Annotated in this window: 15 protein-coding genes; 12 read left to right on the top strand and 3 right to left on the bottom strand. The window is 67.2% G+C overall.

Annotation, left to right across the window (positions count from 1 at the left end):
• Window positions 1-3: 3 nt before the first annotated feature.
• The gene (locus GZ64_RS0108485; protein WP_029265927.1) at window positions 4-1,269 is read right to left on the bottom strand and encodes an LCP family protein; all 1,266 of its coding nucleotides are present in this window, start codon (window positions 1,267-1,269) and stop codon (window positions 4-6) included.
• A 150-nt stretch (window positions 1,270-1,419) separates the two neighbouring features.
• On the opposite strand from GZ64_RS0108485, the gene GZ64_RS0108480 reads away from it, so the two are divergent.
• From GZ64_RS0108480 to GZ64_RS0108460, 5 genes are read left to right on the top strand one after another with little or no spacing between them, the layout of a single operon-like run.
• Window positions 1,420-2,709, top strand: coding sequence for a sugar ABC transporter substrate-binding protein (locus tag GZ64_RS0108480; RefSeq protein ID WP_029265925.1), 1,290 nt, complete (start codon window positions 1,420-1,422; stop codon window positions 2,707-2,709).
• A 15-nt stretch (window positions 2,710-2,724) separates the two neighbouring features.
• Window positions 2,725-3,699 (top strand): carbohydrate ABC transporter permease, encoded by a 975-nt coding sequence (locus GZ64_RS0108475; RefSeq protein WP_029265923.1) that lies wholly within the window; start codon window positions 2,725-2,727, stop codon window positions 3,697-3,699.
• Window positions 3,696-4,529, top strand: a complete 834-nt coding sequence (locus GZ64_RS0108470; RefSeq protein ID WP_017828171.1) for a carbohydrate ABC transporter permease — start codon at window positions 3,696-3,698, stop codon at window positions 4,527-4,529. Before GZ64_RS0108475 ends, GZ64_RS0108470 begins: the two co-directional genes overlap by 4 nt.
• Window positions 4,526-6,037: a glycoside hydrolase family 3 N-terminal domain-containing protein gene (locus GZ64_RS0108465; RefSeq protein ID WP_029265921.1), complete on the top strand. Its 1,512-nt coding sequence runs from the start codon at window positions 4,526-4,528 to the stop codon at window positions 6,035-6,037. Before GZ64_RS0108470 ends, GZ64_RS0108465 begins: the two co-directional genes overlap by 4 nt.
• A 15-nt stretch (window positions 6,038-6,052) precedes the next feature.
• Complete coding sequence (locus GZ64_RS0108460) at window positions 6,053-6,919, top strand: MurR/RpiR family transcriptional regulator (RefSeq protein WP_029259801.1); 867 nt, start codon at window positions 6,053-6,055, stop codon at window positions 6,917-6,919.
• Window positions 6,920-7,021: 102 nt separating this feature from the next.
• On the opposite strand, the gene GZ64_RS0108455 is transcribed toward GZ64_RS0108460, so the two are convergent.
• Window positions 7,022-7,942, bottom strand: coding sequence for a sugar kinase (locus GZ64_RS0108455; RefSeq protein ID WP_021199006.1), 921 nt, complete (start codon window positions 7,940-7,942; stop codon window positions 7,022-7,024).
• A 163-nt stretch (window positions 7,943-8,105) separates the two neighbouring features.
• Between GZ64_RS0108455 and GZ64_RS0108450 the strand changes: the two genes are divergently transcribed.
• The 6 genes from GZ64_RS0108450 (at window position 8,106) to rpoC (ending at window position 21,297) form a co-directional block, all read left to right on the top strand.
• Entirely contained in the window at window positions 8,106-9,779 is a 1,674-nt protein-coding gene (locus tag GZ64_RS0108450; protein ID WP_021199007.1) for an ABC transporter substrate-binding protein, read from the top strand.
• An 88-nt stretch (window positions 9,780-9,867) separates the two neighbouring features.
• Window positions 9,868-10,872, top strand: a complete 1,005-nt coding sequence (locus GZ64_RS0108445; RefSeq protein ID WP_017828176.1) for an ABC transporter permease — start codon at window positions 9,868-9,870, stop codon at window positions 10,870-10,872.
• Between the two features lie 34 nt (window positions 10,873-10,906).
• Window positions 10,907-11,872 carry an ABC transporter permease gene (locus GZ64_RS0108440; RefSeq protein WP_021199008.1) on the top strand — a complete coding sequence of 322 codons (966 nt, stop codon included), beginning with the start codon at window positions 10,907-10,909 and terminating at the stop codon, window positions 11,870-11,872.
• Window positions 11,869-13,593, top strand: a complete 1,725-nt coding sequence (locus GZ64_RS0108435) for an ABC transporter ATP-binding protein (protein WP_029265918.1) — start codon at window positions 11,869-11,871, stop codon at window positions 13,591-13,593. The genes GZ64_RS0108440 and GZ64_RS0108435 overlap by 4 nt, the downstream gene beginning before the upstream one ends.
• A gap of 245 nt (window positions 13,594-13,838) precedes the next feature.
• Window positions 13,839-17,342 carry a DNA-directed RNA polymerase subunit beta gene (rpoB, locus tag GZ64_RS0108430; protein ID WP_021199010.1) on the top strand — a complete coding sequence of 1,168 codons (3,504 nt, stop codon included), beginning with the start codon at window positions 13,839-13,841 and terminating at the stop codon, window positions 17,340-17,342.
• A gap of 79 nt (window positions 17,343-17,421) precedes the next feature.
• Window positions 17,422-21,297 carry a DNA-directed RNA polymerase subunit beta' gene (rpoC, locus tag GZ64_RS0108425; RefSeq protein ID WP_021199011.1) on the top strand — a complete coding sequence of 1,292 codons (3,876 nt, stop codon included), beginning with the start codon at window positions 17,422-17,424 and terminating at the stop codon, window positions 21,295-21,297.
• A 212-nt stretch (window positions 21,298-21,509) separates the two neighbouring features.
• Here rpoC and GZ64_RS0108420 read toward each other — a convergent pair whose 3' ends face one another.
• Window positions 21,510-22,100, bottom strand: a complete 591-nt coding sequence (locus GZ64_RS0108420) for a hypothetical protein (protein WP_029265916.1) — start codon at window positions 22,098-22,100, stop codon at window positions 21,510-21,512.
• 87 nt (window positions 22,101-22,187) lie between these two features.
• On the opposite strand from GZ64_RS0108420, the gene GZ64_RS0108415 reads away from it, so the two are divergent.
• Window positions 22,188-23,117 (top strand): PfkB family carbohydrate kinase, encoded by a 930-nt coding sequence (locus tag GZ64_RS0108415; protein WP_029265913.1) that lies wholly within the window; start codon window positions 22,188-22,190, stop codon window positions 23,115-23,117.
• The last annotated feature ends 16 nt before the right edge of the window (window positions 23,118-23,133 follow it).

Genomic DNA, 23,133 nt, shown 5'->3' with positions numbered 1-23,133 from the left:
GGCTCAGCGCTGCTTTCCGTTCGCGCACGTCTCCTGTTCCGCCGTCTGTCCGGAGATCGCCGAGTCGAGCGTCGCGCGCGGTGCCGGGGCGTCGGTCGCCGGAGCGTCGGTGGCGGGAGTCTCCGTCACAGGAGGTTCGGCGCCCGGTGCGGGCTCCACGAGCTCGACGCCTCCGTTGTTGCTGACGTCCCCGGTGAGCTGCACGGGCTGCCCGGCCTTCAACGCGTCCCAGATGCTGGCCGCGGCGTCCCGGTTCGGGACGACGCGGTCGGAGTCGTCGGGGTCGGTGAACACCGGATACTGCAGGAAGACGAATTCGGAGAACGGCACGTCCTTGACCGAGAGGGCGAGCTGTGCGAGTCGGACGGGGTTGCCCAACTCGTCGCTGGGGTCGATGTTGTCGACGATCGTGTCAGCGAGCCCGAGCACCTTCCCCGGGTCGGAGAGCACCTCGTCGCTCATGATCTTCTTCACCAGGCGCGACATGTACTGCTGCTGGTTCGACACGCGCGCCATGTCGCTCTCGTCGCCGACGCCGTGCCGGGTGCGGATGAACTGCAGGGCTTCGTAACCCGAGACGGTGCGCAGTCCCGGTTCCCAGTCGAGGGCCGTGTGCCGGTCGCGGATGCCATCGCCACCGATGCACACCTCCACACCGCCGATCGCATCGGTCACCTCCATCACGCCGTCGAAGTCGATCTTCGCGGCGAAGGGGATCTCGATGCCGGTGAGCTCGGTGACGCTCTTCGCCACACACGACATCCCGGCGTTCTGATAGATCGAGTTGATCTGCGACTTGCTCGTCTCCGAGGCGACTGATCCGTCTTCTCTGGTGCACTCGGGGGTGGGGATCATGAGGTCGCGGGGGAGCGAGACGACCGTGACGTTGCGGGGCTCCGCCGACACGTGCACCAGCAGGTTCACGTCGTTGAGGATCCCCCCGTCGGCTTCGGAACAGCGCTCGCCCAGCAGGCCGGTCGACACCTCACCGCATTCGTCCGTGCCGATGATGAGCATGCTGAACTCGCCGGGGTACGCGCTGATCGAGGGCGGCTCGACCTCGGGCGCCCCTTCCAGGGTGACGGCGCCCTCATTAAAGCGGTTGAAGTAGTCGGTCACGACGAAGGCAGCGACCGCGATCGCGGAGACGAGCACGATGCCCAGGGTGATGCCGGCGATCTTCAGGATTCCTCTGGCGGGCCGGCGGGAGGGGAGCGTCGCGTGGCGGGCGACCGTCGAACGGTCCTTGTCAGGGGTGCGGCGAACCATCCGGGGAGCCTACCGGGAGAAGCTGATGTTACGGCCGCATGACGATTGTGAGAGGAACTTGCAGGCAATTAGTTAGTCGTGGATACTTTTTCCTAACCCCCGGTGAGTACCCGATGCTTGCCAGGACTTTTCAAAGAGGAGATCCCCGCAATGCACAAGCGCATTCTCTCGGCCGTGGCGCTCGGCGCCGTGGCCACGCTCGCTCTCGCCGGTTGCGCCGGCGGCAGCGACACCGGCTCCACCGACGGCAAGGGTCAGGAACTCACCGTCTGGATCATGAAGGGCACGAACCCCGATGCCTCCGCCTTCTACGACAAGGTGTCCGACGCCTTCGAGAAGGAGACCGGCGCGACGGTCAAGATCGAGGAGATCCAGTGGGCTGACGCCCACGACCGCTTCGTGACCTCCATCGCCGGCGACACGACCCCCGACATCGCCGAGACCGGCACCACCTGGACCGCCGAGTTCGCCGACGCCGGTGCGCTCGAGCCGCTCGACGAGTACGTCGATGCCGAGAAGGGCCTCCGCGACGACCTCGTCGAGGGCCTCGAGGTCGCCGGCACCTACGACGGCGAGCTGTACGGCATGCCGTGGTACGCGGGCGTCCGCTCGCTCGTCTACCGCGCCGACGTGTTCGAGGAGCTCGGACTCGAGGCCCCGAAGACGTGGGACGACATCGTGGCTGCGGGCGACGCCATCAAGGCCGCCAAGCCCGACATGCTGCCCTTCCCGGTCCCGGGCGACGCCGAGTTCCAGGTCTACCCCTGGGTCTGGGGCGCCGGCGGCGAGATCGCCACGAAGGACGGCAAGACCTGGACCAGCGAGCTGGACAGCACGGAGTCGCAGGCGGGCATCGAGTTCTACACGGGCCTGGCCACCGAGCACGGCTTCTCCTCCGCGGGTGCGACCACCTGGAAGGAGACCGACCTCCGTGACGCGTTCACCCAGGGCAACGTCGCCATGATGCTCTCGGGCTCGTGGACGCCGAAGTCGCTCGTCGAGGCGAACCCCGACCTCGAGGGCAAGATCGGCGCGGCCGTCATCCCGGGCGAAGACGGTGGCATCGCTCCGTCCGTGCTCGGCGGATCGCACCTCTCGGTCTTCAACACGACCAAGAACGCCGACCTGGCGTGGGAGTTCGTCAAGCTCATGACCACCGGCGAGTTCGCCGAGCAGTGGTCGGACGAGACCGGGTACTTCCCGGGTGTGCAGTCCGCGATGGAAGAGGCCCTGGCCTCGACCGACCCGCTGGTCGCACCGTTCGCCGAGCAGATGGTCGACGGCGGAGCATCCGTCCCGGTCACCCCGAACTTCGGTGCCGTGCAGGCGAAGAAGACGACCAACTCCATGATCCAGGCCATCCTCAGCGGACAGAAGGACGTCGCGACCGCGACGAAGGACGCCGCCGCCGAGATGACCGAACTCCTCAACCAGAAGTAAGGAAGCATCCCTTCCATGTCGATGGTGCAAGCGCCACTGCCGGCCACGAAGGCGGAGTCCACCTCCGCCTCCGTGGCCGGCGGCCGGAAGCGACGCGGTCTCTCGATCGTCGCGGCCCGCCCCTGGCTCCTTCTCGCGCCCGGGCTGGCCATCCTCGCGGTGCTCATGCTCTGGCCGCTCGTCCAGGTGTTCATCTACTCGCTGCAGGACTACGGTCTGCGCGAGATCAACACCGGTGAGAACAACTGGATCGGTCTCGACAACTACGTCGAGGCGCTCACCAACCCGACCCTCTGGACGGTGGTGCTGCCCAACACCGTCGGGTTCGCCGCCGTGGCCGTGTTCGTCACGGTCGCCGTCGGCACGCTCGTGGCGCTCCTGCTCGCACGCCTCGGCACCACCTGGCGCGTCATCGTCTCCAGCTGCATCATGGTCGCCTGGGCGATGCCCGCCGTGACCGGAACCTATGTCTGGACTTTCATCTTCGATGCCGACCGCGGCATCTTCAACTCGGTGCTGCGTGACCTCGGTCTCATGGACGACCCGGTGAACTGGTTCACCAACCAGTGGTCGTTCTACGCCATCGTGCTCCTCAACGTGGTGCACCACGGCTTCCCGTTCGTCGCCATCACGGTGCTGGCCGGCCTGCTCGGTGTCTCGAAGGAGATGCTCGAGGCCGCCGCTCTCGACGGTGCCGGCGCCTGGCGTCGATTCTGGAAGATCATCTTCCCCACGCTCAAGCCCGTCTTCTCGGTCGTGATCATCCTGTCGACCATCTGGGACTTCAAGGTCTTCGCGCAGGTGTACCTGATGCCCGGCGGTGGGGGTGGCAACCGTCAGGTGCTCAACCTCGGCGTCTGGTCGTATGTGGAGTCCTTCGGCCAGAACCGCTACGGCTTCGGTGCGGCCCTCGCCGTGCTGCTCACGCTGGTGCTGATCGGCATCACGATCGTCTACATCCGCTCCCTCATGAAGGAGGACGAGCTGTGAACCCGCGTCCGAGGCTCCGCTCCCGCATCGGAATCGGAATCGCGGTCGCCGCGGTCCTGATCTTCACGCTGTTCCCCGTCTACTGGATGGTCTCCAGCGCGTTCGACGGCAAGGCCTCCAGTGGTGGGCAGTCGCTGCTCCCGCAGGAGTTCACCTGGGACAACTTCGCCTTCGTGCTCACCGACGGCGGATTCGGCACCTACCTGCGCAACTCGGCCATCGTGGCGCTCGTCACGGTCCTCGTGAGCGCCCTCGTGTGCCTCCTCGCGGCCGTCGCGGTGGCGCGATTCAAGTTCAAGTTCCGCACCACGATCCTGATGATGATCCTGATCGTGCAGATGGTGCCGCTCGAGGCGCTCGTCATCCCGCTGTTCCTGCAGGTGAAGAGCCTCGGCCTGCTCAACAGCATCCTCGGCCTGATGGTCGTCTACGTCGCGCTGTCGCTCGCGTTCGGCATCTGGATGCTCCGCGGCTTCGTCGCCGCCGTTCCGGTCGAGCTCGAAGAGGCCGCATACATCGACGGCGCGAGCTGGTGGCGCATGTTCCGCTCGGTGCTGCTGCCGCTGGTCATGCCCGGCCTCGTGGCGACCAGTATCTTCAGCTTCATCACCGCCTGGAACGAGTTCATCTTCGCGATGACGATCCTGGGGGCTCAGACCGACCAGTACACGGTCTCGATCGGTCTGAAGTCGTTCTTCGGTCTGCACTCCAACGATTGGGGCAGCATCATGGCCGCGTCGACGATCATCACCGTGCCCGTCATGATCTTCTTCGTGCTGGTGCAGCGCAAGCTCGCCTCCGGCATGGTGGCGGGAGCGGTGAAGGGATGACCGACGACCTCGAACGCCTCGCGAACGGCGTGCTGTGGCCGGGCTTCTTCGGCACGGAAGCTCCGGAGTGGCTCCGCGACGAGCTGCGCGACGGACTGGCCGGGGTCGTGTACTTCGGGCAGAACGTCGGCGCGCGTCTTCCCGCCCTCAGTGCCGCGATCCTCGACGCGAACCCCGACGCCCTGATCGGCATCGACGAGGAGGGCGGCAGCGTCACCCGGCTCGAGTCCGCCACGGGCTCGACGGTTCCGGGTGCCGCCCAGCTCGGTCTGCTCGACGACCTCGTCGCGTCGGAGAAGACCGGCGCCGAACTCGCGCGTCGGGTGCGCGCCGTCGGGGCCAACGTGGTGCTCGGTCCGGTCGCCGACGTCAACACCGATCCTCGCAACCCGGTGATCGGCGTGCGGGCCTTCGGCGCTGACGAGGCGCTCGTCTCACGGCACGTGGTGGCGACGATCGACGGTATCCAGGACGGGGCGGTGGCCGCCTGCGTCAAGCATTTCCCGGGCCACGGCGACACCCACATGGACTCGCACCACGCGCTCCCCGAGATCACTCTGGATCTCGACGAGTTCGAACGGGTGCACCTCGAACCCTTCCGTGCCGCGATCGATGCCGGTGTGGATGCCGTCATGACCGCGCACATCGTGGTTCCGGCGTGGGGCGAGCAGCCCGCCACCCTCAACCCGCGTGTGCTCGGCATGCTGCGCGACTGGGGCTACGACGGCGTCATCATCACGGACGCCCTCGACATGGCCGCGATCCGTGAGACGGTCGGACTCGGCGGGGGAGCAGCCAAGGCGCTCGCTGCCGGAGCCGACCTCCTCTGCATCGGGAACCCGACGAATCCGGGTGATGCCGCTCTTCCCGACCAGGACGAGCAGGACTTCCGCGCCGCCAGAGACGGGATCGTCGCCGCGCTGCGCGACGGTTCGCTCTCGCGGGCGCGTGTCGAGGAGGCGGCAGCCAGGGTCGCATCCCTCGCCGCCAAGCTCCGCGTCGCTGCGGAGCAGACGCACGAGCAGATCGAGGCCTTCGACGCGGCGGAGATCGTGCGCCGCGTGGTGACCGTCTCCGGCGACGCCCCGCAGGCGACGTCCGAACTCGCCGTCATCGACGCACGTCGACGCTCGACGCTCGCCGTCGACAGCGCGGGGTCGTACGTCGCGAGTGCGCTGGCCGGAGATGGCCTGCGGGTGCGCCTCGACGTGGCATCCGCCCCGGTCTCCGAACAGGACCGCGTGATCGACGAGGTCTCCGCAGCCGCAGGCACGACGGTGCTGCTGATCGATCGTCCCGACACGGACGCCGCGCAGCGTGCACTCGTCGAGCGCGCCGCTGTGCGTGATCCTCGTGCTGTCGTCGTCAACGTCGGCCTCCCCACGGCGAATCCGCTGCCGCTGCCGACGATCGAGGTCGCCGCAGCCAGTAGGCTCGGTGCGCAGACGGCGCGTGAAGCACTCCTGGGACGGTTCCCGGTGCAGCAGAGGATGACCAGCGCCGGCTGAGACGGGATTCCCTCCATGGACGACGACGTTCTCGCTCGGGTGCGGCGCTCACTTCCCAAGGTGAGCGCCGCCGAAGCGCGCGTCGCGGAGACGATCCTGGGAGACCCGACACTCGTCGTCGACCTGGCGATCAACGATCTCGCCCAGCTCTGCCACACGTCGCTGTCGACGGTCGCCCGGTACGCCCAGGCGCTCGGATACAGCGGGTACCGGGAGCTCAGGGTCGCGGTCGCCCGCGCGGTCACCCTGGAACAGGCGCAGCAGGCCCGGTTCGGTCTGGACACCACGGCGATCGATCCCGACGACGGTCCAGCGGCGATCGCCGCCAAGCTCGCTGCGCAGGAGATCGACGCCATAGAGAAGACCGCCCTGGCGCTCGACCCTCTCGCCCTCGATCGGGTCGCCCGCGCCGTGGTCGACGCGCGGCACATCGACCTCTTCGGTCAGGCGGCGTCGTCGCTGACGGCGCAGGACCTGCAATTGAAGCTGTCACGTATCGGATGCTCCGTGTCGCACTCGGCGGACCCGCATCTCGCGGTCACGACGGCTTCGCTGCGGACAGCCGACGATGTGGCGATCGCGTTCTCCCACGGCGGAGAGACCGCGGAGACGCTGCGTGCCCTCGAAGTCGCGCGCGATGCCGGAGCCCTCACCGTGGCGGTCACCAGCGCACCGGACTCGCCGCTGGCGCTCGCAGCGGATGTCGTGCTGCTCACGCACGCGCACGAATCGCCGTTCCGGATGGCCGCGATGTCGAGCCGTATCGCTCAGCTCGCGCTCGTCGACGTGCTGTTCGTGCGTGTCGTGCAGCACCGCGGCGAACCGGTTGCGGTCTCGCTTCAGCGGACCCACGACGCCGTTCCCACACGACGCCGCACCTGATGATCGGTATCCGCCTCGTCGGGCGGAGGCCGCTGCGTGAGGCGGAGTTGTGGGCGTAGCTGTTCCTCCCCGCGGGGATCTCTCCGTCCGCGGCGACGCGCCTCAGTCCACGTGATCGCGCGTGCTCACCAGGGCACGCGTCGCGATGCGGTGCCCTCGGGCGACGCTCCCCGCCAGCGACAGGCCGGTGAGGATCCCGGCGAGGAAGCCGGCCGCGAAGGCATCTCCGGCCCCGATGGTCTCCACCACGGGTGCGTCCAGCGCGTCGCTCTCGGCGGTCTCCGTGCGGTCGAACGCCACGGCCCCGCTCGAATCGGTGACGAGCAGATACCGCGGCTCAGGGAAGAGCGCACGCAGCTGCTGCGGATCGCTCGTCCCGAACACGGCTTCCGCGTCGGGCCTGGTGCAGAACACGACGTCGGCCCGGCGTGCGAAGTCGGAGACGATCCTCCTGCCCTCCGCCTCGCGGCCGCGCCAGAGCGCCGGGCGCCAGTTCAGGTCGAAGCTGAGCAGCCGGTCGGATCGTCGATCCGCGAACAGGGCCTCCTGGGCCGCGAGCGCCGAGGCAGAGAGCGCCGGCGTGATGCCCGAGGTGTGCACGAGTGCGGCATCGGCGAGGAGGGCGGATGCCGCCGGTGTGGTCAGCGTCTGCGGTGAGAGGGCTGCGGCGGCGGAGCCGGCACGGTAATAATGCATGGTGCCGTCGACCGCTCCGTCGTCACGGGCCGAGAGTTCTTTCACGTAGAGGCCGGTGGGCGCGTCGCCGTCGACTTCGACCGCGGAGGCGTCGACGTCATGGGCGTGCAGCTCGGCGAGGAGGAAGCGTCCGAATCCGTCGTCGCCCACACGGGAGAGGACCGAGGTGCGGATGCCCGCCGAGGCCAGGGCGATCGCGGTGTTCCACTCGGCGCCCGCGAGGGAGCGGTGGAAGGTCCGGCAGTCCTCGAGCGGACCGGCAGTGGCGGCGACGAGGGCGACCATGCCCTCGCCGAAGCAGACGGCGAGCGGGGTGGTGTCTGGCACGATCTGGACACTACCGGATCGGCGCGGGCTGCGCCGATATCGGATTGCAACATGGATGCGTTTGGCATCTGAGGATCTGCTGGGTACCGTCGAGTCATCACCGTCCCCGAGGCGAAGAAGCCTCGGGACGCGCAACGAAGCGCCCGACAGGGAAGGTCACACAATGCACCAATCAGTCAAGCGTCGGCGAGGACTCATCGCCGTAACCGGAGCCACGATCGCTGCGCTCGCCCTCGCGGGCTGTGTCGCCAGCGAGCGTGGTGACGAAGGGTCTGAAGGTTCCGGCGACGTCGACGGCACGTTCGTCTTCGCCGCCTCCTCCGACCCGGCGAGTCTCGACCCCGCCTTCGCGCAGGACGGCGAGAGCTTCCGCGTCTCGCGTCAGATCTTCGAAGGTCTCGTCGGCACCGAGCCCGGTACCGCCGACCCGGCACCGCTCCTCGCCGAGTCGTGGGAGTCGTCCGAGGACGGCATGTCCCATACCTTCGAGCTGAAGAAGGACGTCACGTTCCAGGACGGCACGCCGTTCAACGCCGAGGCCGTCTGCGTGAACTTCGACCGCTGGTTCAACTGGACGGGGCTCGCCGCGTCCGAGGCCTTCGGCTACTACTACAACAAGCTCTTCAAGGGGTACGCCTCGAACGCGGCGGACGCCGTGTACAAGTCCTGCACCCCCGACGGCGAGAACTCGGTCACGATCGAGCTGAACAAGCCGTTCGCCGGCTTCGTCGCCTCGCTCTCGCTGCCGGCCTTCGCCATGCAGAGCCCCTCGGCGATGCAGGAGTTCGGCGCGGATGAGGTCAGCGGCTCCGCCGAGGCCCCGCAGCTCTCCGAGTACGCGATGGGTCACCCCGTCGGCACCGGGCCCTACGCCTTCGAGGAATGGGCACCGGGCGAGCAGGTCACGCTCAAGTCGTATGACGGGTACTGGGGAGACAAGGGACAGGTCGACGAGATCATCTTCCGCACGATCGACGACCCGACCGCTCGCCGCCAGGCGCTCGAGTCCGGATCGATCGACGGCTACGACCTGGTCGGCCCCGCTGATACCAAGGCGCTCGAGGACGACGGCTTCACCATGGTGTCGCGTCCGCCGTTCACGATCCTCTACCTCGCCTTCAACCAGGCGGTCCCGGAGCTGCAGGACCCGAAGGTCCGTGAGGCCCTCTCGTACGCGGTCGACAAGGATGCGCTGATCAGCCAGGTGCTGCCGGAGGGCACGCAGAAGGCGATCGAGTTCGTGCCCGAGGTCGTCAACGGATACAACCCCGATGTCACGACCTACGACTACGACCCCGAGAAGGCCAAGTCGCTGCTGGCCGAGGCGGGCTACACCGAAGCGAACCCGTTGAAGCTCACCTTCAACTACCCGGTCAACGTCTCGCGTCCCTACATGCCGGACCCCGAGCAGATCTTCACGGTGCTGTCGTCGCAGCTCTCCGAGGTCGGCGTCGAGACCACCCCGGTCTCGGAGGAGTGGGTCGAGTACCTCGACCGCACCACCGGCACCTCGGACCACGGCATCCACCTGCTCGGCTGGACCGGCGACTACAACGACACCGACAACTTCGTCGGCGTCTTCTTCGGCCAGCAGAGCTCCGAGTGGGGCTTCGACAACCCCGAGCTGTTCCAGAAGTTGAACGAGGCGCGCGGCGTCTCCAACCTCGAGGACCAGACGGCGCTCTACGAGGAGATCAACGAGATGGTCGCCCAGTTCATCCCGGGCGTCCCGCTCGCGCACCCGGCGCCGACCCTGGCGTTCGACCCGCGCGTGAAGAGCTATCCCGCCAGCCCGGTGAACGACGAGGTCTTCACGGACATCGTCCTCACCAAGTAGGCCTGACCACCTGATACGACGCTCTCCCGGTCCCGCGCATTCGGCGGGACCGGGGGAACGGCGTACCTTCTGATCGACGGAGATCTTCGTGCTGCGCACCATCGGCAGGCGACTGCTGTTCCTCATCCCCACCCTGTTCGGGCTCAGCATCCTGCTGTTCGCCTGGGTCAGGGCCCTCCCCGGCGGCCCCGCGGTCGCCCTGCTCGGCGAGAAGGCCACACCCGAGGCCGTCGCGAGAGTCAACGAGCTCTACGGCTTCGACAAGCCCCTCATCGAGCAGTACTTCATCTGGATCGGACGCCTCCTGCAGGGAGACTTCGGCACCTCCATCCAGACCAACCGACCGGTGACGGAGGAGTTCCTCCGCCGGTTCCCCGCGACGCTGGAGCTGAGCGTCATGGCGCTTATCTTCGCGGTGGGCATCGGCATCCCGCTGGGGTACTGGGCCGCCCGCCGCCACGGGAAGTTCACCGACCACGCGTCGGTGGTGCTGAGCCTGATCGGCATCACCATCCCGGTGTTCTTCCTCGCGTTCATCCTGAAGTACGTCTTCGCGGTCCAGCTGGGATGGCTGCCGTCGGACGGGCGCCAGAATCCACGAATAGACGCGACCCATCCCACCGGGTTCTATGTGTGGGACGGCATCATCACCGGCGAGTTCGATGCCGCATGGGATGCGATCCTGCACCTGATCCTCCCGGCACTCGCGCTCGGTACCATCCCGCTCGCGATCATCGTCCGCATCACCAGGGCCAGCGTCCTGGAAGTGCAGAACGCCGACTACGTGCGCACCGGCCGCGCGAAGGGTGTCGGATCGCCGACGTTGCGAAACCGCTTCATCCTGCGCAACGCCATGCTCCCGGTGATCACCACGATCGGCCTGCAGACCGGGCTCCTGATCTCGGGGGCGGTGCTCACCGAGACGGTGTTCGCCTTCCCCGGAATCGGCTCGTTCCTGGCGAGAGCGATCTTCACCAGGGACTTCCCGGTCCTCCAGGGTTTCATCATCTTCATCGCGATCGCGTACGCGCTGATCAACCTGGCGGTCGATGTCTCCTACAGCTTCATCGACCCGAGAGTGAGGGTGCAGTGATGTCCCTCCCCATCGTCCGAAAGGAGGCGGTCGCATGACCATCGCGCTCCCGCCCGCCCAGGGCCCCTCCGCGGAGAGCGGCGGCAGCATCGACACCGTCGCCATCGCCCAGGCCGATCTGAAGAACGGCTCCGGCGGCTTCTGGCGGGACGTGTTCCGCCGCCTCCGCCGAAACCCGACGGCATGGATCGGCGCGGCCATCGTCGTGGCGTTCCTGCTCATCGCCGCGCTCGCGCCCCTGATCGCTCCCTACCCGGAGACGGCGCTGCCGGGTGCGAAGTACATCACGCCGACCTACATCCCGGGACCGGGGGAGCTGCCGCAGTTCCCGCTGGGCCTCGACCGCTTCGGCGGCGACGTGCTGTCCAAGCTCATCTGGGGCGCGCAGGCGTCTCTCATGATCGGCGTCATCTCCACGGCCATGGGCCTGGTCGGCGGCATGATCCTCGGCCTGCTCGCCGGCACGTTCGGCGGCTGGGTCGACACGCTCATCATGCGCATCGTCGACATCATCCTCTCGGTGCCGAACCTGCTGCTGGCGGTGTCGATCGCCGCGATCCTCGGGCAGACCCCGTTCGCCATCATGATCGCGATCGGGGCCTCCCAGGTGCCGATCTTCGCCCGGCTGCTGCGCGCCTCCATGCTGCAGCAGCGCTCCAGCGACTACGTGCTCTCGGCGCAGACGCTCGGTCTGGGTCGCGGCAAGATCACCATGTCGCACGTGCTGCCGAACGCGATCGGACCCGTGATCGTTCAGGGCACCCTGACGCTCGCCACCGCGGTCATCGATGCGGCGGCGCTGTCGTTCCTCGGCCTCGGCGGCGGACGGCCCGAGACGGCGGAGTGGGGGCGCATGCTCACCTACGCGCAGGCCGAGCTCGCCATCGCGCCCTGGCTCGCCTTCCTCCCCGGTATCTGCATCGCCGTCACGGCGCTCGGCTTCACCCTGCTGGGTGAAGCGCTGCGCGAGGCGATGGACCCCCGGACGAGGGCGCGATGAACGCGCGGGACGACGGTGCCGTGAGCGCCGCGAAGGAGAAGCAGATGTCGACCGAACCGTTGCTGTCGGTCCAGGGACTGGCCGTGGACTTCGCCACCATGGACGGCGTCGTGCACGCCGTCGAAGGCGTCGACCTCGAGATCCGTCCCGGCGAGACCGTCGCGATCGTGGGGGAGTCCGGCTCGGGCAAGTCCACCACCGCGATGGCCATCATCGGACTGCTCGCCGGGGGAGGCCGGATCGCGTCCGGCAGCATCCGGCTCGACGGCAAGGAGATCTCGCGGTCACCCGAGCACGAACTGCGCACGATCCGCGGTCGTGACATCGGTCTCGTGCCGCAGGACCCGATGTCGAACCTGAACCCGGTGGCGAAGATCGGCACGCAGGTGGCGGAGACGCTGCTCGCGCATGGCCTCGCCACCCGACAGAACGTGCAGGCGAAGGTGGTCGAGGCGCTGACCGCCGCGGGCCTTCCCGATCCGGCGCGGCGGGCGAAGCAGTACCCGCACGAGTTCTCCGGCGGCATGCGCCAGCGTGCGCTCATCGCGATCGGTCTGGCGTGCAAGCCGCGACTGCTGATCGCCGACGAGCCCACCAGCGCGCTCGACGTCACGGTGCAGCAGACGATCCTCGATCAGATCGGGCAGATGACGCGCGAGCTGGGCACGGCGGTGCTGCTCATCACGCACGACCTGGGCCTCGCCGCCGAGCGTGCGGAGCGGGTGATCGTGATGCACCGCGGCAAGGTGGTGGAGCAGGGCGATGCGCGCCAGATCCTGGAGGACCCGCAGCATCCGTACACGCAGTCGCTCGTGAAGGCGGCCCCGTCCGTCGCGGCGGCACGCCTGCGGCCCGAGGCCTTCCGGACCCGGGAACGGGCGGCCGATGCCGATGCTGTCGCCGATGCCGATGCCGTCGTTGAGGCGGCCCCCGCGGACAACATCGTCGAGATCGAGAACCTCACCAAGGTGTACCCGGTGCGGGGCCGCGGCGAGGATTTCGTGGCCGTCGACGACGTGTCGCTGGTGATCCCGCGCGGGGAGACGGTCGCGATCGTGGGCGAGTCCGGTTCCGGCAAGACCACGACCGCGCGGATGCTGCTGAAGGTGATCGAGCCGACGAGCGGGCTGATCCGCTACGAGGGCAAGGACATCGCGTCGCTGAGCCGGGCGGAGACGAAGGAGTTCCGGCAGCAGGTGCAGCCGATCTTCCAGGATCCGTACTCGAGCCTGAACCCGATGTTCACGATCGAGCGCCTGATCGCCGAGCCGCTGGAGTTCTACAAGCGGGGGAGCGGCGCCGATCGGCGCAAGCGCGTGCGGCAGCTGCTCGACGACGTGGCCCTGCCGCAGTCGATGCTGCGGCGGTATCCGTCCGAGCTGTCCGGCGGCCAGCGACAGCGTGTCGCGATCGCCCGTGCCCTGGCCCTCTCGCCCGATCTGATCGTCTGCGACGAGCCGGTGTCGGCGCTCGATGTGCTGGTGCAGGACCAGATCCTGAAGCTGCTCGGCGACCTGCAGCGGGAGTACGGCCTGAGCTACCTGTTCATCTCGCACGACCTCGCGGTGGTGCGGCTGATCAGCGACTACGTGTGCGTCATGAAGGACGGCAGGCTCGTGGAGGCGGCGACGTCGGAGGAGATCTTCACGAATCCCCGTGACCCGTACACGCGGCGTCTGCTGGCGTCGATCCCCGGCAACGAGCTGGGCATCGCGTCCTGAGATCACCTCCTCCGATCGCCGGGCCGCATGTGTTCCGGTCCGGCGATCGGAGACTCATACCGCAGCTTCCGAGATTGGTCAAGGACTGCGCTTGCCATGTCGCATAATCGTGCGTATAGTTAGTAGTTGCGCTCGTTTCTCCCTGCCCTCATATGGTGGTCGGCATCTGTCGAGTTCCCGGGCGCACACTCCACCTGACGACAAAGGAATCGAGAAGCCCTGCGGGGCTCACGGAGGTTATTCCCTTGGCTGCTGCTCGCAACGCATCCACATCCACCACCACCAAGAACGGACGCGGAGCTTCCCGTCTTTCGTTCGCCAAGATCTCCGACACGCTGACGGTCCCTGACCTTCTCGCCCTGCAGACCGAGTCCTTCGGTTGGCTGGTCGGCAACGACGCCTGGAAGGCGCGCGTGGCCGAGGCCAAGAAGCAGGGTCGCACCGACGTCAACGAGAACAGCGGTCTGGGCGAGATCTTCGAGGAGATCTCTCCGATCGAGGACCTCGGCGAGACGATGCAGCTGTCGTTCACGAACCCCTACCTCGAGCCGGAGAAGTACTCGATCGAGGAGTGCAAGGAGCGTGGCAAGACCTACGCCGCTCCGCTGTACGTCGAGGCCGAGTTCATGAACCACCTCACGGGTGAGATCAAGACCCAGACGGTCTTCATGGGCGACTTCCCGCTGCAGACCGACAAGGGCACGTTCATCATCAACGGCTCCGAGCGCGTCGTCGTGTCGCAGCTCGTGCGTTCGCCGGGTGTCTACTTCGACAAGACCCCCGACAAGACGTCCGACAAGGACATCGTGTCGGCGCGCGTCATCCCGAGCCGTGGTGCATGGCTCGAGTTCGAGATCGACAAGCGCGACCAGGTGGGCGTGCGCGTCGACCGCAAGCGCAAGCAGTCGGTCACCGTCTTCCTCAAGGCACTGGGCATGACCAGCGAGGAGATCCTCGCCGAGTTCGCCGGCTACACCTCGATCGAGGAGACGCTCGCGAAGGACACGATCGTCACCAAGGAAGATGCGCTCCGCGACATCTACCGCAAGCTCCGTCCGGGCGAGCAGGTCGCCGCCGAGGCCGCCCGCGCGCTCCTGGACAACTTCTACTTCAACCCGAAGCGCTACGACCTGGCCAAGGTCGGTCGTTACAAGATCAACCACAAGCTGGGCCTGGACCAGCCGCTGACCTCCTCGGTGCTGACCGTCGAGGACATCGTGGCCACGATCAAGTACCTGGTGCGCCTGCACGCCGGCACCGAGGAGACCTTCACGGGCATCCGCGGCGGCAAGAAGGCCGAGATCCGTCTCGCGACCGACGACATCGACAACTTCGGCAACCGTCGCATCCGCGCGGTCGGCGAGCTGATCCAGAACCAGGTCCGCACCGGTCTGTCCCGCATGGAGCGCGTCGTCCGCGAGCGCATGACCACGCAGGACATCGAGGCGATCACCCCGCAGACCCTGATCAACGTGCGCCCCGTCGTCGCCGCGATCAAGGAGTTCTTCGGAACGTCGCAGCTGTCGCAGTTCATGGACCAGAACAACCCGCTCGCCGGTCTGACGAACAAGCGTCGTCTCTCCGCGCTGGGCCCGGGTGGTCTCTCCCGTGACCGCGCCGGCGTCGAGGTCCGTGACGTCCACCCCTCGCACTACGGCCGCATGTGCCCGATCGAGACGCCTGAAGGCCCGAACATCGGTCTGATCGGTGCTCTCGCGACCTTCGCGCGCATCAACTCGTTCGGTTTCATCGAGACCCCGTACCGCAAGGTCGAGGGTGGCGTCGTCACCGAGCACATCGACTACCTCACGGCTTCCGAAGAGGTCGACTTCAACATCGCGCAGGCCAACGCGCCGCTCGATGCCAAGGGTCGCTTCATCGAGAGCCACGTGCTGGCGCGCCCCAAGGGCGGCAGCGGCGAGGTCGACATGTTCCTCCCGGAGGACATCGGCTACATCGACGTCTCCCCGCGCCAGATGGTGTCGGTCGCGACCTCGCTCGTGCCGTTCCTCGAGCACGACGACGCACAGCGCGCCCTCATGGGTGCCAACATGCAGCGTCAGGCTGTGCCGCTGCTGCGCAGCGACTCGCCGCTCGTCGGAACCGGTATGGAGGGCTACACGGCCATCGACGCCGGTGACGTGCTCACCGCCGACAAGGCCGGTGTCGTCTCCGAGGTCTCCGCAGACCGCGTCGTCGTCATGCTCGACGAGGGCGGGACGCAGGAGTACCACCTCCGCAAGTTCGACCGCTCCAACCAGGGCACGTCGTACAACCAGAAGGTCGTCGTCAACGCCGGTGAGCGCGTCGAGGTCGGAGAGGTCATCGCCGATGGCCCCGCCACCGAGAACGGCGAGCTGGCCCTCGGAAAGAACCTCCTCGTCGCCTTCATGACGTGGGAGGGTTACAACTTCGAGGACGCGATCATCCTGAGCCAGGACCTGGTGAAGGACGACACCCTCTCCTCGATCCACATCGAGGAGTACGAGGTCGATGCCCGCGACACCAAGCTCGGCAAGGAGGAGATCACCCGTGACCTCCCCAACGTCAGCCCGGAGCTGCTGAAGGACCTCGACGAGCGCGGCATCATCCGCATCGGCGCCGAGGTCCGCCCCGGCGACATCCTCGTCGGCAAGGTCACGCCGAAGGGTGAGACCGAGCTGTCGGCCGAGGAGCGTCTGCTCCGCGCGATCTTCAACGAGAAGAGCCGCGAGGTCCGCGACACGTCCCTGAAGGTGCCTCACGGCGAGCAGGGCACGATCATCGCGGTCAAGGAGTTCAACGCCGAGGACGGCGACGACGAGCTCGGCTCCGGCGTCAACCGCCGCGTCGTGGTCTACATCGCCCAGAAGCGCAAGATCACCGAGGGTGACAAGCTCGCCGGCCGTCACGGCAACAAGGGTGTCATCGCGAAGATCCTCCCGATCGAGGACATGCCGTTCATGGCGGACGGCACCCCGGTCGACATCGTCCTGAACCCGCTCGGCATCCCCGGTCGAATGAACTTCGGCCAGGTCCTCGAGACCCACCTCGGGTGGATCGCGAAGCAGGGCTGGAAGGTCGAAGGCACTCCGGAGTGGGCAGCCCGTCTGCCGGAGCAGGCATTCGAGGCCGCTCCCGGCACGAAGGTCGCCACCCCGGTGTTCGACGGTGCGAGCGAGGAGGAGATCGCCGGTCTCCTCGACGCGACCATCCCGACGCGCGACGGTGTCCGTCTGATCGACTCCAGCGGAAAGGCCCAGATGTTCGACGGCCGCTCCGGCGAGCCGTTCCCGGCCCCGATCTCGGTCGGCTACATGTACATCCTGAAGCTGCACCACCTGGTCGACGACAAGATCCACGCACGTTCCACGGGTCCGTACTCGATGATCACCCAGCAGCCGCTCGGTGGTAAGGCGCAGTTCGGTGGACAGCGCTTCGGTGAGATGGAGGTGTGGGCCCTCGAGGCCTACGGCGCCGCATACGCGCTCCAGGAGCTCCTCACGATCAAGTCCGACGACATCCTCGGCCGCGTCAAGGTGTACGAGGCGATCGTCAAGGGCGAGAACATCCAGGAGCCCGGCATCCCCGAGTCCTTCAAGGTGCTCATGAAGGAGATGCAGTCGCTCTGCCTGAACGTCGAGGTCCTCTCGGCCGACGGCACGCTGGTGAACCTCCGCGACACCGACGATGAGGCGTTCCGCGCCGCAGAAGAGCTCGGTATCAACATCTCCAGCCGCTTCGAGGCCGCCTCGATCGACGAGATCTAATCCTTCGGGGGCCCGGGACACGCGTTCCGGGCCCACCGAAGCAGACTTCTCAAAAAGAATTTCCGACACAGGAGAACTAGTGCTCGAGTCCACAACTTTCGATGAGCTTCGCATCGGCCTGGCGACCGCAGACCACATCCGCGCGTGGTCCTACGGCGAGGTCAAGAAGCCCGAAACCATCAACTACCGCACCCTGAAGCCGGAGAAGGATGGTCTCTTCGGAGAGCAGATCTTCGGCCCGTCCCGCGACTGGGAGTGCGCCTGCGGCAAGTACAAGCGCGTCCGCTTCAAGGGCATCGTCTGCGAGCGCTGCGGCGTGGAGGTCACCAAGAGCTCCGTCCGTCGTGAGCGCATGGGTCACATCGAGCTCGCCGCTCCCGTCACCCACATCTGGTACTTCAAGGGCGTGCCCTCGCGTCTGGGCTACCTGCTCGACATGGCGCCGAAGGACCTCGAGAAGGTCATCTACTTCGCCGCCTACATGGTCATCTCGGTCGACGAGGAAGCTCGTCACCGCGACCTGGGCACGCAGGAGAACAACATCCGCCTCGAGCTGAAGACGCTCGGCGACCGCCGCGATGCCAAGATCGCGGAGCGCCTGGCCAAGCTGGAGGAGGAGCTCGCTGCCCTCGAGGCAGAGGGTGCCAAGGCCGACGCCAAGAAGAAGGTCAAGGACGCCGCTGAGAAGGAGATGTCGCTCATCCGCAAGGGTGCCGACGAGGCGATCCTGAAGCTGGAGCGCGTGTGGGAGGACTTCCGCACCCTCGAGGTCGGTGCTCTGCGCCCGGAGGACGACGTCTTCCACGAGCTGCAGGACCGCTTCGGCCAGTACTTCGAGGCCTACATGGGCGCCGAGTCGATCCAGCGTCGTCTCGCGGCGTTCGACCTCGTCGCCGAGGCGGAGAACCTGCGTCTGCAGATCTCCGAGGGCAAGGGCCAGCGCAAGATCCGTGCGATCAAGCGCCTCAAGGTCGTCAGCTCGTTCCTCGAGACCGGCATGAGCCCGGCCGCGATGGTCCTCGACGTCGTCCCGGTGATCCCGCCGGAGCTGCGCCCGATGGTCCAGCTCGACGGTGGCCGCTTCGCGACCTCCGACCTGAACGACCTGTACCGCCGTGTGATCAACCGCAACAACCGTCTTCGTCGTCTGATCGACCTCGGTGCCCCCGAGATCATCGTCAACAACGAGAAGCGCATGCTGCAGGAGGCCGTCGACGCACTGTTCGACAACGGTCGCCGTGGTCGTCCCGTCACCGGTACCGGCAACCGTGCCCTGAAGTCCCTCAGCGACATGCTGAAGGGTAAGCAGGGTCGTTTCCGCCAGAACCTGCTCGGAAAGCGTGTCGACTACTCGGGCCGTTCGGTCATCATCGTCGGCCCGCAGCTGAAGCTGCACCAGTGCGGTCTGCCCAAGCAGATGGCTCTGGAGCTCTTCAAGCCGTTCGTGATCAAGCGACTGATCGACCTCGGTCACTCGCAGAACATCAAGGCGGCCAAGCGCGCCGTCGAGCGCACCCGTCCTGAGGTCTGGGACGTGCTCGAGGAGATCATCCGCGAGCGTCCGGTGCTGCTCAACCGTGCACCCACCCTGCACCGTCTGGGCATCCAGGCGTTCGAGCCTCAGCTCGTCGAGGGCAAGGCCATCCAGCTGCACCCGCTCGTCTGCGCGGCGTTCAACGCCGACTTCGACGGTGACCAGATGGCTGTCCACCTGCCGCTGTCGGTGGAGGCTCAGGCCGAGGCCCGCGTGCTGATGCTCGCGTCGAACAACATCCTGAAGCCGTCTGACGGCCGTCCGGTCACCCTGCCTTCGCAGGACATGATCATCGGTCTGCACCACCTGACCACGGTCAAGGAGGGTGCTGCCGGTGAGGGTCGTGCGTTCGGTTCCGTGGGCGAGGCGATCCTGGCCAAGGACGAGGGTTCCCTCGACCTGCAGGCGAAGATCCGCATCCGCATCCCCGGTCTGACCTTCCTCGAGGGCGAAGCTCCCGAGGGCTACGAGCGTCACGGTCTCGTCGACGCCTCGCTGGGTCAGGCGATCTTCAACGACACGCTGCCCAAGGGCTACCCGTTCGTCCGCGAGCAGGCCGACAAGAACAAGCTGTCGCAGATCGTCAACAAGCTGGCCGAGGAGTACCCCAAGGTCGAGACGGCTGCCTCGCTGGACCGCATCAAGGACGCCGGCTTCTACTGGGCAACGCGCTCCGGTGTGACCGTCGCCCTCAGCGACATCCTCACCCCGCCGAACAAGGCGGAGATCGTCGCCGGCTACGAGAAGCAGGCCGCGAAGGTCCAGTCGCAGTACGAGAAGGGTCTGACGACCGACTCCGAGCGTCGCCAGGAGCTCATCAAGATCTGGACCGAGGCCACCGACGAGGTCCAGGCCGCCATGAAGGCGAACTTCCCCGAGGACAACACCATCAACCGCATGGTGTCGTCGGGTGCTCGTGGTAACTGGCTGCAGATCCGGAACATCGCCGGTATGCGTGGTCTGGTGAACAACCCCAAGGGTGAGATCATCCCGCGTCCGATCATCTCCTCGTACCGCGAGGGTCTGTCGGTTGCGGAGTACTTCATCGCGACGCACGGTACCCGCAAGGGTCTGGCCGACACCGCTCTGCGTACCGCCGACTCGGGTTACCTGACCCGTCGTCTGGTGGATGTCTCGCAGGACGTCATCATCCGCGAAGAGGACTGCGGCACGTCGAAGGGCCTCGAGCTCCCGATCGCCGCTCCGAACTCGCAGGGTGAGCTCGTGCGCGACGCGAACGTCGAGAACTCGGTGTTCGCTCGTACGCTGGCCTCCGATGTCGTGAGCGAGTCGGGCGAGGTTCTCGCCTCGGCCGGTGACGACGTGGGTGACGTGCTGATCGACAAGCTCGTCGGGCTCGGTGTCGAGAGCATCAAGGTGCGCTCGGTCCTGACCTGCGACTCCGCCGTCGGTGTCTGCGCGCAGTGCTACGGCCGTTCGCTCGCGACCGGCAAGACCGTCGACATCGGCGAGGCCGTCGGCATCATCGCGGCCCAGTCGATCGGTGAGCCCGGTACCCAGCTGACGATGCGTACCTTCCACACGGGTGGTTCGGCATCGGCGGATGACATCACGCAGGGTCTTCCTCGTGTGCAGGAGCTCTTCGAGGCGCGTACCCCCAAGGGCGCGTCGCCGATCGCCGAGGCCGATGGCCGCATCGCGATCGACGAGACCGACAAGGGCAAGAAGGTCATCCTCACGCCCGACAGCGGTGACGAGCCGGTCATCTACCCGGTGCTGAAGCGTGCGACGCTTCTCGTCGAGGACGGGCAGCACGTCACGGTCGGTCAGCCGATCCTGGTGGGCACGCTCGACCCCAAGGAGATCATGCGTGTCATGGGTGCTCGCGAGGTGCAGCGTTACCTCGTCGGCGGCGTCCAGGGCGTGTACCGCTCGCAGGGTGTGCCGATCCACGACAAGCACATCGAGGTCATCGTCCGTCAGATGCTCCGCAAGGTCACCGTCGTCGATCACGCCGACACGACCCTGCTCCCGGGTGAGATGGTCGACCTCAAGCGCTACCAGTCGATCAACCGCGAGGCTGTGGCAGAGGGCAAGCGTCCCGCGTCCGGCCGTCCGGAGCTGATGGGTATCACGAAGGCGTCGCTCGCGACCGAATCGTGGCTGTCGGCCGCCTCCTTCCAGGAGACGACCCGCGTGCTCACCGAGGCTGCGATGCAGGGCAAGCGCGACCCGCTGGTCGGTCTCAAGGAGAACGTCATCATCGGTAAGCTCATCCCCGCCGGAACCGGTCTCTCGAAGTACCGCGACGTCACGGTCGAGGCCACCGAGGAAGCCAAGAGCGAGCGCTACCCGAACCGGATCTTCGCATCCGACGGTGCGTACGCCGACGGTGACTTCGGCTACGTCGACTTCGACGCGTTCTCGACGGACGACATCACCCCCGGTACTTACAACTGATCGAGGCGAGAGCCGCAGTACTGAGTACTGAATGACGCAGAAGGCCCCAGGCGACTCGCCTGGGGCCTTCTGCGTGCCCGGCGGTGTGCGACGTGGCGCGAGTGCACGGGAAGCTGCCGAGCGCACGGGTGACGTGTGTCGCCGAGCCGTGCACTCGTCGAGAAGCCGTGCAGTCGGCGGAGGACCCTGACACGCGCGGAGCGCGTTGGACGTCAGCCGAAGATGTGCTCCACGATGCTCGAGGTGTAACCGGTCGGCGCAAGGTTCGTGTAGCGCGTGTCGATGAGCACATCATCACGCCAGAACAGCGTGCGGCCGTCGGTCACGGGGTACTGCTCGTTCGGCCAGGTCTTCTCGCAGCGCGTGCCGCCGTCCGGCGTGAAACAGGAGAAGCCCTCGTCGTCGGCGAGCGCATTGAGCTTGTCGAGCGCGGGCCCGCGGTTCATCCGCGAGATCGTCGTCGTGAGTCGCGTGGTGTCTGCACGCGGGTCCGCCCAATTGCAGGTGAGGGCACCGTCAGCGCCCACTCCCGAAGGCCCGAAGGCGGCGTCGTTGAGAGGGATGTCGCCGAGTTCGGCCAGCACGGCTTCCGACAAGATCGCACGACAGTCGGTCGGCAGGGCGACGGGAGCGGTCGTCGGGGTGGGGGTGGGCGACGGGGTGCTGGTCTCCTCACTGCCTGCCGTGTGGCCTTCCGTGGGGCTGGGCGAAGGGTCCCCGCCATCGCCTGCCTGCGGGGTGCAGGCCGTCAGAACGACGAGGAGGAGGAACGCGGCGGCAGCGCCGGCGAGTCGGGGCTTCATGTCCACACCGTACTGCTCGTCGGCGGCGCGACGGGAGAGGAACGCGATGCAGCCCGTCGGTGCACGGCGCCACGATAGTGTCGGCGGGTGAGCAATCAGACTTCTTCCGCCGGTTCCGTTGTCGTGATCGGCGATGCCTTGATCGATGAGATCCGCGACGATTCCGGCGTCCGCGAGCTCGTGGGCGGTGCGGCACTCAACGTCGCCGTCGGACTGCGGCGGCTGGGAGTCGAGACGACGCTGATCGCCATGGTCGGGGAGGACGAGGCAGGCGCGCACATCCGCGAGTACCTGTCCGACCACGGTGTGCGCCTGATAGGGAGTGAGGCCCCCCTCGGCTCGTCCCGCGCGATCGTGCAGCGGGCGGCCGACGGCGAACCGCAGTACGTCTTCAACGAGGCCGCCCAGAGACGCAGCATCCGATACTCCGACGACGCTCGTCAGGCGATCGCCGACGCCGGGCTCGTCGCGATCAGCTGCTTCCCCTTCGATGTGCCGGCAGAGGTCGACGCACTGAGCGATGCCCTGGGAGACGCACGCGTCGCGATCGATCCCAACCCGCGCGCCGGGATGCTCAGCGACCGGGAGGAGTTCGTCCGCGGATTCGAACAGCTCGTGGCTTCGGCTGCCATCGTCAAGGTCGGTGCGGATGATGCGGCGATCCTCTACGACGGTGACCTCGACGCGCTGCGCGCGCGCCTGCGGGACCTCGGTGCTGCGGCCGTCCTCGCGACCGCGGGTGCCGACGGCGCCACGATCGACGCGGATGCCGGCATCGTCTCCGCCCCCATCGCGCAGCTTCCCGGCGCGGTGATCGACACCGTCGGAGCGGGGGATGCGACTCTCGCCGCCGTCGCAGAGGGCCTGGTCACAGCGTCTCCGTCCGACCTGGGGGAGTGGCGCGCACTGCTGCTGCGCGCGATGGATGTCGCCGCCGCGACCTGTCGCGCAGAGGGCGGACTCCTGCGGACGCCCGAGTCGCTGGAGGCCTCCGGTCGCGGCGTGAGTGGCAGCTGACGGTCCGATTTCTTGC

Origin of the sequence: Microbacterium sp. Cr-K32 (assembly GCF_000708345.1) — a bacterium.
GTDB classification, from domain to species: Bacteria; Actinomycetota; Actinomycetes; order Actinomycetales; family Microbacteriaceae; genus Microbacterium; species Microbacterium maritypicum_A.
The sequence above is the reverse complement of the archived record's forward strand: the minus strand, read 5'-3'. Positions and strand labels throughout refer to the sequence as shown.

Coding starts and splice junctions, on each gene's coding strand:
- GZ64_RS0108450 (WP_021199007.1), top strand. CDS start 8,106: ATGCACCAATCAGTCAAGCGTCGGCGAGGACTCATCGCCGTAACCGGA.
- GZ64_RS0108460 (WP_029259801.1), top strand. CDS start 6,053: ATGGACGACGACGTTCTCGCTCGGGTGCGGCGCTCACTTCCCAAGGTG.
- GZ64_RS0108420 (WP_029265916.1), bottom strand. CDS start 22,100: ATGAAGCCCCGACTCGCCGGCGCTGCCGCCGCGTTCCTCCTCCTCGTC.
- GZ64_RS0108435 (WP_029265918.1), top strand. CDS start 11,869: ATGAACGCGCGGGACGACGGTGCCGTGAGCGCCGCGAAGGAGAAGCAG.
- GZ64_RS0108440 (WP_021199008.1), top strand. CDS start 10,907: ATGACCATCGCGCTCCCGCCCGCCCAGGGCCCCTCCGCGGAGAGCGGC.
- GZ64_RS0108480 (WP_029265925.1), top strand. CDS start 1,420: ATGCACAAGCGCATTCTCTCGGCCGTGGCGCTCGGCGCCGTGGCCACG.
- GZ64_RS0108475 (WP_029265923.1), top strand. CDS start 2,725: ATGTCGATGGTGCAAGCGCCACTGCCGGCCACGAAGGCGGAGTCCACC.
- GZ64_RS0108485 (WP_029265927.1), bottom strand. CDS start 1,269: ATGGTTCGCCGCACCCCTGACAAGGACCGTTCGACGGTCGCCCGCCAC.
- GZ64_RS0108465 (WP_029265921.1), top strand. CDS start 4,526: ATGACCGACGACCTCGAACGCCTCGCGAACGGCGTGCTGTGGCCGGGC.